The 18,472-nt window shown below is 64.2% G+C and carries 8 protein-coding genes; 3 read left to right on the forward strand and 5 right to left on the reverse strand.

Annotated features, from left to right (window positions below):
- Positions 1–101 precede the first annotated feature (101 nt).
- Both WIX39_RS21650 and glpK read left to right on the forward strand, forming a co-directional pair.
- Positions 102–872 carry a DeoR/GlpR family DNA-binding transcription regulator gene (locus WIX39_RS21650; protein ID WP_081267160.1) on the forward strand — a complete coding sequence of 257 codons (771 nt, stop codon included), beginning with the start codon at positions 102–104 and terminating at the stop codon, positions 870–872.
- Positions 873–896: 24 nt separating this feature from the next.
- A complete protein-coding gene (gene glpK / locus WIX39_RS21655) occupies positions 897–2,393 on the forward strand; it encodes a glycerol kinase GlpK (RefSeq protein ID WP_409195808.1) in 1,497 nt (498 codons plus the stop codon).
- Positions 2,394–2,418: 25 nt separating this feature from the next.
- On the opposite strand, the gene WIX39_RS21660 is transcribed toward glpK, so the two are convergent.
- A complete protein-coding gene (locus tag WIX39_RS21660; RefSeq protein WP_106933970.1) occupies positions 2,419–2,886 on the reverse strand; it encodes an SH3 domain-containing protein in 468 nt (155 codons plus the stop codon).
- A gap of 250 nt (positions 2,887–3,136) precedes the next feature.
- On the opposite strand from WIX39_RS21660, the gene WIX39_RS21665 reads away from it, so the two are divergent.
- The gene (locus WIX39_RS21665; protein WP_409195809.1) at positions 3,137–4,771 is read left to right on the forward strand and encodes a phosphoethanolamine transferase; all 1,635 of its coding nucleotides are present in this window, start codon (positions 3,137–3,139) and stop codon (positions 4,769–4,771) included.
- A 28-nt stretch (positions 4,772–4,799) separates the two neighbouring features.
- On the opposite strand, the gene WIX39_RS21670 is transcribed toward WIX39_RS21665, so the two are convergent.
- The 4 genes from WIX39_RS21670 to WIX39_RS21685 form a co-directional block, all read right to left on the reverse strand.
- The gene (locus tag WIX39_RS21670; RefSeq protein ID WP_106933968.1) at positions 4,800–6,515 is read right to left on the reverse strand and encodes a ShlB/FhaC/HecB family hemolysin secretion/activation protein; all 1,716 of its coding nucleotides are present in this window, start codon (positions 6,513–6,515) and stop codon (positions 4,800–4,802) included.
- A 117-nt stretch (positions 6,516–6,632) separates the two neighbouring features.
- The gene (locus WIX39_RS21675; RefSeq protein ID WP_234382479.1) at positions 6,633–7,355 is read right to left on the reverse strand and encodes a hypothetical protein; all 723 of its coding nucleotides are present in this window, start codon (positions 7,353–7,355) and stop codon (positions 6,633–6,635) included.
- Positions 7,356–7,374: 19 nt separating this feature from the next.
- Positions 7,375–7,878, reverse strand: a complete 504-nt coding sequence (locus tag WIX39_RS21680) for a contact-dependent growth inhibition system immunity protein (protein ID WP_234382990.1) — start codon at positions 7,876–7,878, stop codon at positions 7,375–7,377.
- A 15-nt stretch (positions 7,879–7,893) separates the two neighbouring features.
- Positions 7,894–18,444, reverse strand: coding sequence for a filamentous hemagglutinin N-terminal domain-containing protein (locus WIX39_RS21685; protein WP_409195810.1), 10,551 nt, complete (start codon positions 18,442–18,444; stop codon positions 7,894–7,896).
- Positions 18,445–18,472: the final 28 nt, after the last annotated feature.

Below are 18,472 nucleotides of genomic sequence, written 5' to 3' on the forward strand. Positions count from 1 at the left end.
TTTTCCCCGAAAATTCGCTCAATCGGGATTCGCTTTCTTTCGTTTTAAATTGACGCGCACTGTAACCTTGCCGCAGTCTTCCTGCCCTTCGCGACGCCCCTGTGAACTCCAATCCCCGACAGATCAATCTCTTGGAAACCGTGCGCACGCGCGGCTCCGTCACCGTCGAAGAACTGGCCGAAATGCTCGGCGTCACGCTGCAGACGGTCCGCCGGGACGTGCAGCGGCTGGCCGACGAGGGATTGCTGACCCGCTTCCACGGCGGCGTGCGGGTGCCGAGCTCCACCACCGAGAACATCGGCTACCAGCAGCGTGAGACCCTGCACGCCGAGGGCAAGGCGCGCATCGCCCGCCGCGTGGCGGAGCTGGTGCCCAACGACTGTTCCCTGATCCTGAACATCGGCACCACCACCGAGGCCGTCGCCAAGGCGCTGCTGCGCCACACCGGCCTGCGCGTGATCACCAACAACCTGAACGTGGCCACCATCCTGAGCGGCAACAGCTCGTGCGAGGTGATCGTGGCCGGCGGCTCGGTGCGCCCGCGCGACCGCGCCATCGTGGGCGAGGCCACCATCGACTTCATCCGCCAGTTCAAGGTGGACATCGCGCTGATCGGCGTGTCGAGCATCGAGGCCGACGGCTCGCTGCGCGACTTCGACCTGCGCGAGGTGAAGGTGGCGCAGACCATCATCGCGCAGGCGCGCGAGGTGTGGCTCGCGGCCGACGCCAGCAAGTTCAACCGGCCCGCGATGATCCAGCTGGGCACGCTCTCGCAGATCGACCGGCTGTTCACCGACGCCGAGCCGCCGCCGCCCTTCCCCGACCTGCTGCTCGCGGCGCAGGTCCGGCTGGAGATCGCACGCGACAACTGAAGAACGAAGAAACACGGAGACGACATGACGACCTACCTGCTGGCCCTGGACCAGGGTACTTCCAGCTCGCGCAGCATCGTGTTCGACCGCGAAGGCCGCATCGTGGCCATCGCGCAGAAAGAACTCACGCAGATCTATCCGCAGCCCGGCTGGGTCGAGCACGACCCGATGGAAATCTGGCACAGCCAGCTCGCCACCGCGCGCGAGGTGCTTGCAAAGGCAGGGCTGCAGGTCACCGACATCCACGCCATCGGCATCACCAACCAGCGCGAGACCACCGTGCTGTGGAACCGCAAGACGGGCCAGCCGGTGCACCACGCCATCGTCTGGCAGGACCGCCGCGCCGAGCCGCTGTGCGCCCGGCTGCGCGACGAAGGCATGAGCGACACCATCCGCCGGAAGACCGGCCTGGTGATCGACGCGTACTTCTCCGGCACCAAGCTGCGCTGGCTGCTCGACAACGTGCCCGGCGCGCGCGCGCAGGCGCAGAGCGGCGAACTGGCCTTCGGCACGATCGACAGCTGGCTCATCTGGCAGCTCACCGGCGGCAAGGCCCACGTGACGGACGTGAGCAACGCTTCGCGCACCATGCTCTTCAACGTGCATGACAACGCGTGGGACGCCGAGCTGCTGAAGGCGCTGGACATTCCCGCCGCGCTGATGCCGAAGGTGCAGCCATCGAGCTCGCACTTCGCCGATACCGACACCACGCTGCTGGGCCACACGCTGCCCATCGGCGGCGTGGCCGGCGACCAGCAGAGCGCCCTCTTCGGCCAGGCCTGCTTCGAGGCCGGCATGGCCAAGAACACCTACGGCACCGGCTGCTTCCTGCTGATGCACACCGGCGGCGCGTTCCAGCCCTCGCACAACGGCCTGCTCGTGACCAGCGCCGCGCAGACCGATGCGACGCCGCAGTACGCCATGGAAGGCAGCGTGTTCGTGGGCGGCGCGGTGGTGCAGTGGCTGCGCGACGGGCTCAAGGCCATCAAGGGCAGCGCCGAAGTGCAGTCGCTGGCCGAGAGCGTGCCCGACGCGGGCGGCGTGATGATGGTGCCGGCCTTCACCGGCCTGGGCGCGCCCTACTGGGACGCGGACGCGCGCGGCACGATCACCGGACTCACGCGCGGGACCACGGTCGCGCACATCGCGCGCGCCGCGCTGGAAAGCATCGCCTACCAGAGCGCCGCGCTGCTGCAGGCCATGAGCCGCGACGCCGTGGCCGCCGGCGGCAAGCCGGTGGCCGAACTGCGCGTGGACGGCGGCGCCAGCGTGAACGACCTGCTGATGCAGTTCCAGGCCGACCTGCTGGGCATTCCGGTGGTGCGGCCCGAAGTGGTCGAGACCACCGCGCTGGGCGCCGCCTACCTGGCGGGCCTGTCGACCGGCTTCTACAGCGACGCGCGCGAGCTTTCCAGGCTGTGGAAGGTGGAGCGCCGCTTCTTGCCGACCATGGGCCGCGCGCAGGCCGAGGAATCGATGGCGCGCTGGGAACGCGCGGTGCGCCAGGCCACCGCGACCTGAACGGCGGCCCGGCGCACGTCGCCGCTTACCAGCCCCAGGTCAGGCGCTTCTGCACCCAGCCGGTGGCGCCGCCCTCGTGCCGCACCTTGATCCAGTCGCCCCGGCGCTCGATGGTGCGCAGCACGTCGCCGTAGCCGGCCTTCTTCAATACGGGGCTGCGGGTGCTCGGCGCGCGCCGCAGGTTGGCGACCTTCGCCTTCACGACGTGGTGCGGCGTCTTGCTGGTCATGGGCCGGTAGACCCAGGCCTTGTCGTTCTCGAAGTCGCTGACCCTCAGCCAGTCGCCTTTCCTGCCGATCACGCGGAAGGGGTAGCCCTTGCTCACTGTCCAGTGCGTCTCGTAGCGCTGTCCGGGGCCGGTGCGCATGTTGAGCGTGGGAACGGCGGCACTGACCATCTGCGAGGACGGCGCCGCCGCGAACACGGACGGCGCGGCCACCCATGCGAGAAAGAATGCGAGCAGGAGCGCGGGCCATCGACTGAATCTATCCATGGAGCTGGGGTTCCTTTCTATCGAACGTAAGGAGTGAATGTCCGGCGGAGCCGGGCGAGCCCGTCTGGGCGCCCTCGGCTCAATAAGTTCCGCGGGGATTTCCCCGACAGCCTCCCTCCCCCACCTCTCCCCCCGCGAGCCCCGCTGCCTCATAGCCCCCTGCGCAGCCGGGGAGACTGCGGTGCCCTGCGCTTCGGCCGGGGCAGAATCCGCCCCGCCCATCCCTGTTCGCGCTGCCGGCGCTGCCCGCTTGACCTCCCTCCCCGCTGCCCCACCCCAGCCCCGCCACGGCGCATGGCTTGCCTGCGGCGTGGTCGGCGCCACCCTGCTGGCGCTGATCGCGCTGGGCCACGACGGCCGGCGCATCGCGCAGCTCGCGGTGCTGGCATTGCCGATGGTGCTGTGGCTCGCATGGCCGCTGCGCAGCGCGCGCATGCGTCGGCTGCGCACGGTGCTGGTCTGGCTCTGGGCCATGGGCTTTGCGCTGGACGCCACGGTGCGGGCCTACCTGCTCGACACCTATCAAGCCGCGCCCGACGGCGCGATGGTGCTTGGCGCGGCAGCCAACACCAACGCGCGCGAGAGCACGGAGTACCTGTGGATGCACTGGCGCTCGGCGGCCGTGTGGGGCGCCTTGCTGATCGCCTCGGGCCTGCTGGTGGGCATGTTCGCGCGGCGCGGCGCGGTGGCCCCGACAGCAGCGCGCCCCGCCCGCTGGATCACCGCGCTGCTGGCGCTGGCGCTGCTGGTGTCCTGCGTGGCCTATGCGAGCAAGCCGTGGAGGCGGCTGCATCCCGCGTTCTTCTGGACACAGTGGGCCCAGTCGCTGCGCACGCTGCAGGCCGCCTGGGCCGACCAGCAGCAGCAACGCGACCGCCTGACGGCGCAGGCCAAGGCCATTGCGCCCGTCATCACGCGGGCCGGGCCTTCCACCGTGGTGCTGGTCATCACCGACAGCATCAACCGCGACAACATGGGCCTGTACGGCTACGGCCGCCCGACCACGCCGCGCCTGCAGGCGCACAAGGCGCAGACCGGCGAGCAGATGGCGGTGCTGAAGAACGCATGGTCGGTGGACGCGAGCACCCTGCCCGCCTTGCGCAACATGTTCCGCTTCGGCCTGCCCGACAGCGAGAACCCGCCGCACGTGCTGGCACTGGCGCGCGCCGCGGGCTACAAGGTCTGGTGGATCAGCAACCACGACGACCTGGCCATCGAGCAGCAGCATGCGCGCTTCGCCGACGTGGTCGACATGGTCAACCGCACGCCGGGCCGCGCCAGCGCCTCGCTGGACGGCGAGGTGCTCGACTGCGTGCAGGAAGCGCTGGCCGACACCAGCACCGAGCGCAAGCTGATCGTGGTCCACCTGATGGGCGCGCATCCGCACTACAGCCTGCGCTTTCCGGCAAACGCCAACCCCTTCGACGACGACATCGACGCGGTGGAAAACGGCCTGGTGAAGAACGGCCGCTCCTCATGGGTGCGGCGCTTCCGCCAGGAGTACGACGCGGCGCTGCTTTATCACGACTTCGTGGTGTCCGAGCTGCTGCAGCAGACGCGCAGCGCGGGCAAGCCGCAGGACTACCGCGCATGGATGTACCTGTCGGACCACGGGCAGGAAGTGGGCCATGTGAGCGACCGGGCGGGCCACAGCCCCTCGACCGCGTCGGGCTACCGCATTCCGGCCGTGGTGTGGCGCAACCAGCAGCCGCTGCCGGCCAGCGAGATGCAGCAGCCGTTTCGCGCGGACTGGACCGGCTGGACCCTGATGGACCTGCTCCACATCCAGTGGAACGGGCAGAAGCCCGAGCGCGACGTGCTGGGCGGCGCCTACCGCTGGCAGGCGCCGGAGATTCCGGTGGCGGTGGAGTCGTTCTCGCGTTAGCTCGTAAGCTGCACAAGCACTTGACGCATCAGAAGCTCGCGTTGAGATTGAAACCCAGCGTGACCTTCGCTGTGCGATAGCCCTCCGGCTTGCTGATCGGCGCGCCGACGAAGAAGTCGTAGCTCAGCTTGCTCCACTGGCCGCGCACGCCGATGACGGCACCGGCCAGGCTGCGGCCGAGCAGGTCGACCGTCGAACGGCCGCCGACGTGGCCATAGTCGGCACCGACGTACAGCTCAGCCCCGCTTTGACCCACGGCCCAGCCGATGTCGTTGCGGATGAGCCAGCCGCGCTCGCCCATCAGGCTTGTCTCGCCGTCGAAACCGCGCACCGTGTAGCGCCCGCCGATGGCGAAGCGGTCTTGCGGCGTGAGTGGCGTGCGGTTCCACTGAGCGCGGATCAGGCCGGAGTAACGCAGCTTCTGTTCGCCAAGCTTGAATGGAGCGTTCAGGCTGATGTCGGCGGTGTAGAGCTTCAGGCGCGAGGTGCCCTCGCCGAACTCTTCTTCCGGCGCAGCGCGTGAACCAAAGCCGCCGGTGCCGCGTTTGTAGGCCAGCGTGCCTTCGAGCGTCGCCTCGCCGATGAACTCCTTGTGGTTCAGGCTGAACTCCCAGCCGCCGACCACGCGGTGCTGCACCTCGACCTCGGTGTCGTCCACGAAGTTGCGCGACTCGCGGCGCCAGCCCTTGACGGCCACCGTGGTCTTGCGGCGCTGGTCGCGGTAGAGCAGGCGCGAGAGCTTGACCTCCGCGTTGTTGGACTTGCCAGCGTAGACGTAGTCCTGGTTCAGGCCGGTCACGCTCTGGTGGTACTGGCTGTTGGAGGCCGTGAGGCCCAGCAGCCAGTAGCCATAAGGCAGCGAGTAGTGAACGGTCTGGCCTTCGGTGCCCTTGGCCGGATCGCTGAACACGTGGTTGTTGACGTTGTGGTTGGCGCTGACGTAGAACAGGTCGTTCAAGCCGAAGGGGTTGTCCAAAGACAGGGTGGCGCCGGCCTGATATCGGCCGGTGGCTTCGGTGCCGCTGTCGTCGAGGCTCAAGGTGGCGCGCCATTTCTTGGACTGGACGTACTTGACGACGAGATCGCTGTCGCCGGGCTTGGCATTGGGCGCAGTCGAAGGCTCGATCTGGATATCGGCTTCGACGGTGGGGGCGCGCTTCAAGTTCTCCAGGCCCTGCTCGATGTCGCGCAGGTTCAAGAGGTCGCCGGGGCGCGCGGGGATGGCCGTTGCCAGCAAGGCGGAACTGCCAAGTAGCGCGGAGGAAGAATCAGACGTCGTGCGGATGGCTGCGATGCGGCCGGGGACCAGCGAGAGGGTCAGCGCGCCGGCAGAGAGATCCTGCGGCGCGGCCAGCACACGGGTGGTAACAAAGCCGCGAGCAATGACGGCTTGCTGCGCACGCGCCAGTACCACATTGACGCCGGCAGTACCGAGGCAACGGCCGACCGGCGAATCATTGCCCTCAGGGCCGGACAGATCGGCAACGGCCCATTGGAAAGATTCTGACTGTTCGCCGACCAGCAACACGCGGTCGATGCGGAAGCACGGCGACTCGGATTCGGGAATGCGCTGCGCCGGAGTTGGTGGTGCAGCCTGCGGACGCTGGTCGACGGTGCGTTCGTTCTGCTCACGCAGGGCACGCTCACGCTCTTGCTGGCGCTGCTGCTCGACGAAGGGTTGTGGCGTGCTTGGCACCTGGGCTTGAGCCAGCAAATGTCCACCAATCAGCACGCCGGCCAACACGGCACGCGAATACGTTTTCAATTTCTCTCCCTGATTGTTTTTGTCTGCTTGCACCACACAAAGGTGATGCAAGCAGTGCCAAGAGTCGCGCGTGTCGATCCTCGCTCGACCTCGGACTCAAGGTCCTGCCGACCGAACCACCACCGCACCTGGTGAGACCTGCGCGCGAATGTTCTGAGCAATTCTTGCCGCCAGCGCATTGACAGCATGGTCGTAGCTCTGAGCAACCTCCTGCGGATGCTCAAACAGTTCATTGAAGCTTGACCAGTGATGGTCAGGGTTCGCAGGCACGCTCCACGACGCCTTGTTGTTTGTCGCGTCAGCACCGTAGTAAAGCGTTTCGCTGTAGAGGCTATCTTCCGTCTCGCCCCGAACCAGATAGGCACTCAGGTTGACGCGCGGAACATAGTCTCTTGAGAAGCGAGCGGAAAACATGCCGACCTCGTTGAGGTAGACGCGCAGCACTGCCTCGGTCGGAGGCAGCTTGCTTTCATCAATTGCAGACTGCGCTGCTCGCTCCGATGCGCCTTCGACCACCTGTGCTTCATAGCCTTGCGCAGTCAACTGCCGAACCAATGCTGCCGTGAGCTTCGGCCCCATGTCTTTTCGCGTGGCTTCCATGCGTTCATTGAAGTCTGAACTCTTGATGCGGTCTGCCAGCGACTGCCACAGCACGCCGAGCGGGATGCCCTTGTTCTCGGTATGCATCTTATCGATGGGCGCCACGGGAACCACCACCACGCGTGCCACCGGAGGCTGCTGCACAGGCGTGACAGGCGATCGGGCACAACCTACCAAAAGGCCGAATGTCAGAAGAGCGGTTAAGAGCTTGATACGCATGGAAACTTTGATCAACGCACTACTGCTCGCATCGACTGAAGGCTGCTCGCAATGTTTGACCAATCTTCTCAACTGGGCTATCGATTGCAACAAAAGAATCCTGAATTCCGTCGCCTTTTTCGCGCCCCCAAAGCTCTAATTTTTTATGAATCGTGGGAGATATCTTTATCTCATCAGCGACCATCGAGACATTGCAAAGCAACATCTTTTTAAACAGTGAATTTTTGTTTTTGTATTGATATTTCTCAAGGAGCGAGGCTACCCAAGCCGCGTAGCTTGCCGCAATCCTCGCTGGATCAAAGAGACGATCAAATTCTTCCGAATTTTCTGGCGTTACGAAACGACTTTGTGTCAAAGCCTCAACGACCGCCTGCCCCAACTCTTCATCTGTAGCACCAGCAGCCATTTGACATTGATATCGCTCTGCATCACTTACGCAGCTTCGATATCCTGATTTAGCTTCGACAAGAAAAAAATCACCATTAAAAAACGCTGAAGCCCATTTTTCATGCACTGGATCCACAATCAAATACCTCTTCTAATGAATTGCCGATACGATCACTTTGACGCCCACGGACTGACCATACGAGATTGCATTAAATATCTGCCCCCACTGCGCCGGGGTTGTGGCGGCGGGCACAGCAATCACCAACTCTCGTCCGACTATTTTACTTGAGTCTAGAGTCACCCCGCTCAATGTGGCATCGGTGAAATTGGCTGCAGCATCGACATTTTTCTTGATTGAATAATAAACGCTGGTTGGGTCTTTTATTTTTGCAGCAGTAAGCGTATCAAGAGTCTTTGCGCTGGTCGCAATACCGGTTCTTGGGTCGAAGAAATCAAATACATCAAAATTCTGGGGCAACCTTGCATTGGCAGGCATCTGCGTCGCTATATAGTCCTCCCAAGGCATGCCCTGCGCTTGATTTCCTCTACCCCACGTAATCCTGATATTGCTGTTGTCCACCGCGGCAGTCCATGGTGGCAGTGGACTCGGAGGCACATCGACGATCTGTCCTGTCCCAGACAGCACTTTTACCTCACCTGTCGTGGTGTCCACAATGCCGCGAGAGCGCGCCGGCAGACCGGGCAAATTGAAAGCGTCATAGCCCGCAGGCGCTTTCCAAGCCGCAGAACCGGCACCGACCTCCGCGGCGCTCTCAGATGCCGCCCGTGCAGAGCTCAACGCCTCGGGCACGAATATCCGCGTCTCTCTGCCAGCACTACCGAGAACCTCGATCAATCGAATCCCACCACGAGCCAACCCGTACGCCAGGAGCGCTACATCTTCGGGCCCCATCCCGGCCTGAAGCGCTTGTGCGTTGACCTGCGCGGTGCTCCATGCTTGCCTGAGCGTGGCATCGTCACACACGTAGGGACCATTGCCGCACCCCAAAGCTGCTATCTCTTTGTTGATGAATTCCACAACTTTGGAGCAGTCCACGGTGCAACTGCTGGCCAACGCAGTAACGCGTTGATCGCGCCGGAAGTCCAAATTGTCGAGCCGAGCGGCCTCAGCGCAGGCTTTGTCGTTGCCGCTGTAGCAATCGGCGCGCGCCTTTTTCCGAGCGACATCCTCGTCATGGCTCAAATAGTTGTTTGCCGCCGCATTGGACCCTGCTTGGCTGCCTAGATTGATCTGCGCAGCATCGCCTCCCGTAATGGCAACCGCAAGCCCGGAAATCATGGCTGCAAACTGAGTCGTGTCCGCGCGTTTGCCATAGGTCTCTGCAGCCAGTTCGCCAATGGCGGCTCCCAGGGCACCAGCACCACACCCAGCCGCGTTGTCCGCACGCGCAGCCCCGACCATGCATCCAGCAATCGCATGGGCGACCTTGTTGGTGAAATCGTCAATGACGCCAGCCTGTGTGAGATTCCCAATCTCATACGCCGTCTGAGCAGCCACAGTGTCGAGAATGGCGTTTTCGAGGCTTTCCTTCAGGTTCTTCTCGAAGCTCCCCCCGTTGATAGCCGTTCCGATCACCGCCCGTGCCGCGCTTGCGATCAGGTTCTGCCGCAACTGATCAACAAATGGCTGCGCTCCGCCATTGAGCGTAGGTGAACCAGTCGGATTGAGATCCATCACCCCGAGAACGCCCCCGGTGACGATGGCCGTCAGCAGGTTCTTCACATTGGCGCTGCTGCCCAGATCGTGCAGAGCGGCCGCCAGATCGCCTTGGTTATTGATGAGAGCGACTGCGGCTTGGCCGGCCAACGCTGAAATGCCTGCTGTGACGGCGCCGCTCACCACAGTGGAAACGGTGAAACCCGTGGACGCTATGAATCCCCCCTCGCCCAGGACAGCCACGCCACCGTTCACGGCCGTACCCGCCGCCTCGCCAGCAGCAGCACCAAGCTCGGAAGCCGCGCCTGCGGTGAAGTACGCGGCCACGATCGTCACAATGGCCGCCCCCTCCGGCGTGAGCCCCTGCTGGTCGTAGTTCCAGTTCTTGTGAGCCTCCTCAACCCTTTGCCAGTCGATCTTGTCCTTGAGCTTGGGATCGTTCGTCAGCTGGTCCACCCATCCCATGCCCGGCTGCTTGGCCAACTGCTCGACGCTGTCCCTGGCGCCCAGACCAGCCTGGATGTGGTTTGCAGTGACCGTCAGGTTGCCAGAATTGAACTGGTTGTAGTTGGTGGTCTGGTCGCTTTGCCCCTTGTCCTTGTTCTTTTGGTAGGCCAAGTCACGACCTTGACTCGTGGTCTGCTCGCTGTGCTCGGTGGTCTGAGTGCCAAGAAGGAGCTGATCGGCTTGCAAGGTCAGCGTGCCGGGCGTGTTCACCGTCGTACCGGCCATGGCCAGCGTATCGACGGCCTCGATAGACACGTTCGCCCCGTTGAGGGTCGTGCGCGTCAGGCTGCTGTCTTCGACCTTGGTCTCGGTCGCCTTGCGGGCGTTGATGCCTGTGCTGGGGTCATGCCAGAGGATCTGGCCCGGTTCAATGCCCCTGGTGCGCGAATTGGTCGACCCAGTGACCGAGCTGCTGTTGGTCGCGGCCTGAATGACGACATTGCCGCCTTTGATGCTGATGTCCTTGGCCGCATCGACTTGCACACCTTGGAGAAAGACGCTGCCTCCCTGGAGCAGCACGCCCCCCTGGCTGCTGGTGATCGTGCTTGCGGACGCCGTGTCAGTCTGGACGCTAGCGCTTGTGGTGGTGGCCTTGCCATAGGGCAGCGACGGCATGGTCGGCGTACCAGCAAGCAATCCTGTCAGGCCGCCGATGCCTTTCTTGTTGCTCTGCAATTCGGCGCTGACGCTGCCGGTGTTACGGCCCTCGACGATGGCGAGGTTTCTGGTGGCGCTGATCGCCACACCCTGCGTACCGCTGATGTGCGAGCCTTCAATGCCGATGTCTCTACCGGCATCCATGGACACGACTCCGCCCGAGAATCGGCTACCCACGCTGGCCCTGAAGTTGTATTCGCCGGAGAGCGTGTTGTCGGTCCGGCTGAAGAGCCCCTTTTCCTTCCACTCGCGCATGAAAGCGCCCGACACATCGATCTGCCCCGCCGCGATGTTGATGTCGCGGTCGGCGTGCATGCTCAACAGGCCGTTGCCTGCATCGACCGTCGCCTGCCGGGCGTTGATGTCGCGGCCGGCATTCAGGAGCGTAGTCCCGTTGGTCGTGATCGTCGTGCCGACTTCCTTGTTTGTGATGGAGTAGCCGCTCCATTTTTCGCCCAGGGCGAGGATCGCCGAGGACGTCGTAACGGTCCCAAGGTTGATGTCGTTCTTTGCCGTGAAGGAAGTGAGACCACCTCCTCCTTGGTTGGATACGATGGCACCGACCAGATTGATATCGCGCCCGGCGCTGGCGACCAGCGTGCCGCCGGGGTTCGTCACATACAGGCCTGCGACACGGTCGATGCCCGTGTTGCCGAGTGGACCGGAGGCCGTCGTCGTGCGGACGTTGATGTCACGCCCGGCCTCCAGCGTCAGCTTGTCCCGAGCATCGATCACGCCGCCGAGGTTGTTGATGTCGAGCTGGGCCTTCAGCCCCACCTGACCACCGCTGATGCGGCCGCCCAGGTTGTCGATGGTGTTGGCGTTGATGCTGACCAACTGGCGACCGGCGATGGTGCCCGTGTTGACCAGGTTGTTGTCCTTGCCATCGATCTTGACCTGGTTGCCCGCCAGCAGCGCCCCCGATCCGTCAATGTCGCCGGGCCGCACGCGCACATAGACCTGCGGCACCAGAACGCGCTGCGTCGTCCCGTCTGGCAAGGTCACGGTCTGCTCGACCAGCCAAACGATGTCGCTGGTGAGCTGAGCCATCTGCGCTGCCGTCAGTGCGACTCCGGGGCGCAGGCCGTATTGCTGTGCGAAGGTCGCGCCCGCGTTCATCAGCGCCGCGTATTGTTCCTCATCGTTGCTGTAGCCGTCCAGGTAACGATAGCCCGTGAGTTGGGCAACCTGTTCGCGAATGAGCTTCTGCTCGTAGAAGCCATCGCCCAGCCGCTTGAGGATGTGGTTGGGGTCAAGACTGAGGCTGTTCAACAGGTAGTCGCTGCTGAGCCAATTGCGGTAATTGGCAAAGCGCGGATCAGTCTCGACCAAGTAGCTCCCGCCCGTACGAATGCTGAACAGGCTGGCCGTGGGTATGCCGATGCCTGGCGTGCTGGTTCGCACCACCATCGGCACGGTCCGGCTCGCACCGGCTTGGGCCGACGAATCCGCCCCCTGTGCCGGCCCACTCACGGCAACATTCGTAGTGCTCGTGCCAGCAACTGTTCCTGCCGTGCCGACAGGTCCGCTTGCGCCTGACGCTCCGCCCGCACGCTGGCCGTCGGCCCTGATCACGCCCCCAACATTGGCAGCGACTTCAACTACGACGCCCGGGCCGCTTCCACCGTTGACAGCCCCGGCGCCACTTGCGTTGCCCGTCGCACCGCCAACAGGTGCGACCCCGGCGTTGAAGCCTTGACTGGCGTTGATGTGTTCCTGGTACTTGTACGCGCCCAGAGAGACCGATGTCGGGGCGGCAAAGAGCGGAATGTTTACGCCCTGGACCGCGCCTTGGTTGTCGATCACATTCGCAAGGCCCGTGACTGTGCGCTGGCCGTTCAGCTGACTTGATTGGTAGCTGGTCGCGGTGATCGTTCCGCCAGCCAGAACCTGGCCGTTCTCGTTGTAGAGACGCCCATTGACGCTCAGGTTTCCGCCCGCCACAAGGCGAGCAGGGTCGATGTTGATCGCGGTGTCTTCAGTGGTCGTGAGGTTGTTGGTCCAGATGGCATAGCCGCCGATACCGACGAGTTCGCCGGTGTCTTTCCGGAACACGGAGCCGCTGGCCGGATCGACATTGACTTCGTTCAAGGGGTAAGTCGTGGTCCTGCCTACACCGCTGCCCACGAGCGTCTTGGGGGCGATGCCGGTCAGCACTTCAGACGTCACCTTCAGCGTACCCATCTGAATGTGCACGTCCCTGTTGTTGACGTTGGCCATCGATATGGTCATGTCGCCCAGAGATTCGATGTCGGCGCTCAGGTTATCGAGCGTGCCGCCTTGGCCAGTGGCCTGGCGGTTGGCATTTAGGCCTCCTCCGATGAACATGTCACCCGAGCTGAAAATCAGTGCGTGCTCGCGGTTCGTGATGGAGCCTGCGCCCATGTCCAAGGTGTCGCGCGCCGCAATGGTCGCGGCCTTTGTCACGCCATTGGCAGTCTCCGCACCATTCTCGAGCGCGCCCACGCCAATGGAAATTGCGTCGCCGTAAATTCGACCCGTGCCGATGTTCTTTAGCGTGCCGGCGTTGATCTGCGTTGCACCTCGGCTGTCGATCAGGCCTCGATTGGTCAGCGTACCGCTAGCGTTTACCACGGTATTCGGACCGGACATCTCCGCATTGGCGGTGTTGTCGACGTTGTTGCCGCCTACCGTGAGGGTCTGGCCGGCCAGCAGCTTGCCGTTGTTGGTGAAGTTGCCTGTGGTGGTGTAGCTCAGGTTTCCATTGGCACTCACCTCGCCGTTGTTGACGATGTCCTGCTTGAGTGCAATGCCCAGGTCCTTGCCCGACACAGCCCTGCCGTCGCCGCTGAAGGTGGCTGCATCGATCTTCAGGCTCTTGTCGGCCACCAACGTGCCGTTGGTGTTCACGAGGTTCAGCGTCTTGGCACCGGGATTCGCGGCATTCGGATCGACGACAGCCAGCGTATCGCCGGCCGAGACCAGCCCGCTCTTATTGCTGACAGTCCCTCCGCTGGTGATGGTGGCGTTGACATCGGCGCGGATCGCCCCCGCGTCGTTGTTCAGCGCACCGGTGCCGATGACGACGTTCTTGCCTTCAATGCCTTGGTCGGTGCCCTGGGTATTGGTGTTGACGATGGAGCCGGCATTCAGCGTCGTCGTGGCCAGCGAGCGCACAAGGCCGCTCGAGTTCTGGATGTCTGAAGCATTGATCGAGACATTGCCCGCTGCCTGTGTTTTACCGCCGTTGTTCTTGTAGCTCGCGCCATGCGTGTTGATGGACACCGCGGACTGGCCAAGCACCAGGCCACCGCCGGTGTTGGTGAATGCCAGTGTGTCGGCGGTCAGCGCATTCTTCGAGCCGACGAAGCCGGCTGTGTTGTTCAGCGCGCCCGTCTTCAGGTCGAGTGTGTCCGCGCTGGTGATGCCGCCCTGCTGGTTGCTGTAGCTCGACGCATTGGTGTTGCTCAGGCTCTGACCATTTGTGTTGATGGTCATCGCGCCACCCGACTGGATCAATCCGGCGTCGTTGGTCAGAGCGCCGGAGCTGATGGCAACCGTCGTGGTTGCGGCCATCGTGCCGCTCGCACCGTTGTCCAGCGCGTTGCCGCGGGTGTCCACGCTCAGACTGTCACCGAACACCTTGCCCGATCGGTTCAGCAGTCCCCCATTGCTCAAGGTGGTGATTGCGCCTGCTTGCAGGGTGCCACTGTTGTTGATCGTCTGGCCCATCGTCGTGACAGCCAGCTTGCCGTTGACTGCGGCGGTAGTTCCCGCGCTGTTGTCCAGGCTGGCGGCGCCAACCGTGGTGTTGCCGTTGGCCGCGAGCGTGCCACCGACGTTCGTTGCAGTGCCTGCGATGGTGGCGCCGAGGTCACCGACCGCAGTTACGCTGCCAGCGTTGTTGTTGAGGCTGCCTGCTGCGATCGTGGTGTTGCCGCCTGCGCCGATCACACCCTTGCTGCTGTTGTCGAGAAGGCCGCCGACGTTCAGGCCGAGGCTGGAAGCCTCCGCGGCGCGAATGGAGCCGCCTCTATTCAACAAGCCGCCTGCGCGAATGCTTATGTTGCCGTTGCTGGCAATGACACCCGCGTTGCTGTTGTCCAGCGCACCGACCACGGTGATGCGCGTCGCATCGCTGCCGGTCTGGACAATCTGGCCACCGCGATTGCTCAGCGAGGCTGCGTCGATGGTGATTTGTTTGGCGCTGGTTGCTGCCTTGCTACCGTCCTGGTTGAAAGCCCCTGTCATGGCGACGACCAGGGCGTTGTTCGTCGTGATCTGGCCGTTGGCGCCATCGAAGCTGCCGCCTGCGATGGTCAAGGTGCCGTTGCCCGCATGCTCGATCCTGCCGGCGTTGTTCGTCGCCGCCCCCACCTGCAGAGTCAGGTCCTGACCATTGCTGGCAATGCGCGAACCATCGTTGTTCAACGTGCCGCTCACGGCGATGGTGGTCGCGCCCGCGCCGGTCTGCACAATCTCGCCAGCATTCGTATTGGCGATGTTCGACGCGCTGATCTGGAGTTGACGCGCGTTGAGCTGACCAACCTCGTTGACAAGGGTTTGCGCAGAGTTGCCGGTGGCGGTGATCACCAGCACGCCGGGGGTAAACACCTTGGCCTTGCTGGTGATGACATCGCCCTGCGTGGCCGTGATCGCAATGTTCGCGGCGCTGGTCTGGCTGGCCGAAAGATCGACGCTCGCGCCTTGCAAGGTGGTGTTGCCGGCCGCGAGATTAGTTCCCATCGCCACGAGCGCGCCGCTGGCGCTCACGCGGAGGACCCCCGTTGCGCCGAGCTTGCCATCGCTCTCGATGCCGGCCCCCATCACACCCGAACTGCCGCCTTGCACACTGCCAGCTGCGACGCTGGTGTTGCGTCTCGCGGTGATGCTGCCATCGTTGGCCAGTTGCCCGTCCACCAACAAGCTGGCGTCATTGCCACCGCGCAGGCTCCCTGCATTGGAGAGGCTGCCTGCCTTGACCGTCAGATTGGTTGCTGCTGCGACATAACCAGAGGCATTGGCCAGCGCGCCGCTCACGTTCAATTGCGCCGCGGCCTGGGTCGACTGGATCGAGCCCTTGTCGTTGCCAAGAGAGCCCGCACCGAGCACAAGCGCTTGGTTGGCGACCAGCGTACCCGTCGTATTCGTCACGGCGCCTTGAACTTGGGCCGTGAGCGTGTTCAGCGCGGAAACGGTGCCGCCCGTGTTGTCCAGGCTTGCGGCAGTCAGCGTGGTGCTGCGGTTCGCGGCAACGGTGCCGCCTTGGTTGCTGGTCGCTCCGCTCGTGGTGCTCGACACATCCCCCGCAGCCGTGAGGCGGCCCGCATCGTTGTCGAGGCTGCCCGCCTTAAGCGCGGCGTTGCCGCCGGCGCTCATCTCGCCTTGGCGGTTGTCCACCAGGCCTGCTACCGTGACCGTCAGGTCCGACGTCTGGGCCGCGCGAAGAGTGCCGCCCTTGTTGGTCAGGCTGGCAGCGGCGAGGTCGAGGCCGCCATTGCTCGCCAGCGTTGCACCGCTGTTGTCGATGGCCCCTGATGTCACGATGCGGGTGACGCCGGCGCCTGTCTGCACGATCTCGCCGCCGCCGGTGTTGGCGATGTTCGAGACGCTCAGGTTGAGCTGGCCGGCGTTGAGTTGGCCGCCCTCGTTGACCAGCGTCTGGCCGGGCTGGGCATTGGCGGTGATGCTCAAGGTACCTGGCGTGACGACGGAGGCCTTGCTCGTCACGACATTGCCCTGCGTCGCAGTGACCACGACATCGGCGGCGCTGGTCTGGCTCCTCGATAGATCGACGCTTGCGCCCTGCAGCGTGGCGTTGCCCGCCGCGAGGTTGGTGCCGTTGGCAGCCAATGCGCCGCTGACGGTCATGCGCAGGTCGCCAGTACCGCCGAGCTTCCCGTCGCTCTGCACGCCCGCGCCGAACACGCTGGCCGAGCCCCCTTGAACGCTCCCTGCGGTAATTGTCGTGTTGCGGCCCGCTGTGACATTGCCGTCGTTGGTCAGCGCCGTACCGACCGCGATGTTCGCGTCATTAGCACCGCGCATGCTGCCGCTGTTGGCGAGCGAACCGGCCTGGACGTTCACGTCGGTGGCCGCATCGATGCTGCCCCCGCTACCGTTGCTCAGCACGCTGGTCACGCCAAGTTGAACGCTGGACTGCGCCGACTGAATGCTGCCCTGGGTGTTCTGCAGCGAGCCGGCGTTCAGCGTCAGCGCCTGATTGGACGTCAGAGTGCCGCTGTTGTTGATGCTGGCCCCCGCGACCTTCGCGCTCATCGCACCCGCGGCCGATAGCGAGCCGCGTGTGTTCTCGAGCATGCCGCCGACCGTGAGGCCGGTATCGGTTGCACTGCTCAACACGCCGTCGGTATTGAGCAGATCGCCGGAGGTGGCGATGTTCAGACTGCCCGCATTGAGCTTGCCACCCGTGTTGTCGAACGTACCGACGTTCGCCCCGAAGCTTTGGCTGACATTGAGCGTACCGCCCGCATTGCTGAAGCTCGGCCCCGCGACAGCCATCGTCGCCACATTGAGCGAGCCCCCCGCGTTGTTGACCTGCGGTGTGTTGAGCGTGATGGGACCGCCCGCGTAGATCTTGCCGCCGTCGTTGGAGATGGTGCCGCCTGCGGCGATGAGGCCTGGTGCGGGTGGTGTGTAGTTCGCCGGGGTGGAACTACCCCCGGTGCTGGTGCCGCCTGCGTCCGTTGTCGATGGTGTGGCCGTGCCCCCACCGCTGCTCGGCATCGAGGCCTCTGGAGTTGCGGTTCCGCCGCCACTTGCACCGCTACTCACGGGCTCGGCACCGACCACTCCACCATTGGTATTGCTCAGGACCGGCGAAGCAATCGTCAGGCCCGCCGAACTGCCCTGGCGGATCGTGCCGCCACGGTTGGAGATGTCACCAGGCGTGGTCAGTTCAACGCGCTGCCCTTCCAGCGTGCCGATGTTCTCCAGCCGCCCCGCCGCCGTGACGACAAGCCCCCCGGCACCAGCGCCGATGCTGCCCGCGTTGCGTACGCCCAGGCCCGCTTCGCTTCCGATCAGGACGATCTTGTTTGCGTACATGCCGCCCAAGGCAGCGACGTCGAGCGCAAATGTCGGCGCAGTGCCAGTACCTGTCGTGGGCGTGATCTGGCTATGGTCCGCGCTGATTTGGTTCGCACCAGTCACCACCTTGAGCTCGCTGGCCCAGATGCTCGCATTGGCCTGCACGGCGCGCGCGAGGATGGCGGCGTAGTCGGTCTTGCTGGCATCGAGGCCCGCGCCGTCGATGGTGACGGTGCCGCCACGAACCAGGAAACTGTCGAGACCGCCCACGGCGTTGAACTGCGGCGTGCCGGTGGTGAGCGTGGCGCGGCTGGCATTGATGAAGCCGCCGCCGTCGACGCTGATGCCTGCCGGGTTCGCGATGATCACTTCCGCGCGCTGCCCACCCACTTCGATGTAGCCGCGCAGCTGGCTGGGCGTTCCGCCGTTGACCTCGTTGAGGATGATGCGCGCCGGGCCCGTCGCCAGATTGGGGTTGCCCTGAACGAACCCACCCAGTTGGGTCTGCACGTTCACCCGGCTGTTGTTCAGGATGGCGCCGTTCGCGCCGACGCTGAACTGGTTGTAGACGTTGCGCGAGACGCCCGCGGAGGAAGGGGTCTGGATGTTGACCAGCGGCACGCCATTGGGGGCCGTCAGCACAGTCGGCCGCAGGTTGCCGGGGACGTTCGGGGCTCCGGCGATCTGGCCGTGTGCGGCACCTGCGATCAGTACACCTGCGAGTGCTGCAGCACCTGCGGCGGTCGTCGCCCTGCTAGCGCCCTTCCCAATACTGGTGGCCGTTTCCTGGACCACCATGCGCATCCCTCTGGCCGCGTTGAATACCACGCGGTGCAAGTGCCGATTCATCGCTCACACTCCCTCACAGTTGTCATAG

Source organism: Variovorax sp. AB1(2024), assembly GCF_037482385.2.
In the GTDB taxonomy this organism is placed as follows: Bacteria; Pseudomonadota; Gammaproteobacteria; order Burkholderiales; family Burkholderiaceae_C; genus Variovorax.

What these genes read in the sequence shown, in the direction of transcription:
- glpK (WP_409195808.1), top strand. Translation starts at nt 897, where the DNA reads ATGACGACCTACCTGCTGGCCCTGGACCAGGGTACTTCCAGCTCGCGC.
- WIX39_RS21660 (WP_106933970.1), bottom strand. Translation starts at nt 2,886, where the DNA reads ATGGATAGATTCAGTCGATGGCCCGCGCTCCTGCTCGCATTCTTTCTC.
- WIX39_RS21675 (WP_234382479.1), bottom strand. Translation starts at nt 7,355, where the DNA reads ATGCGTATCAAGCTCTTAACCGCTCTTCTGACATTCGGCCTTTTGGTA.
- WIX39_RS21685 (WP_409195810.1), bottom strand. Translation starts at nt 18,444, where the DNA reads ATGAATCGGCACTTGCACCGCGTGGTATTCAACGCGGCCAGAGGGATG.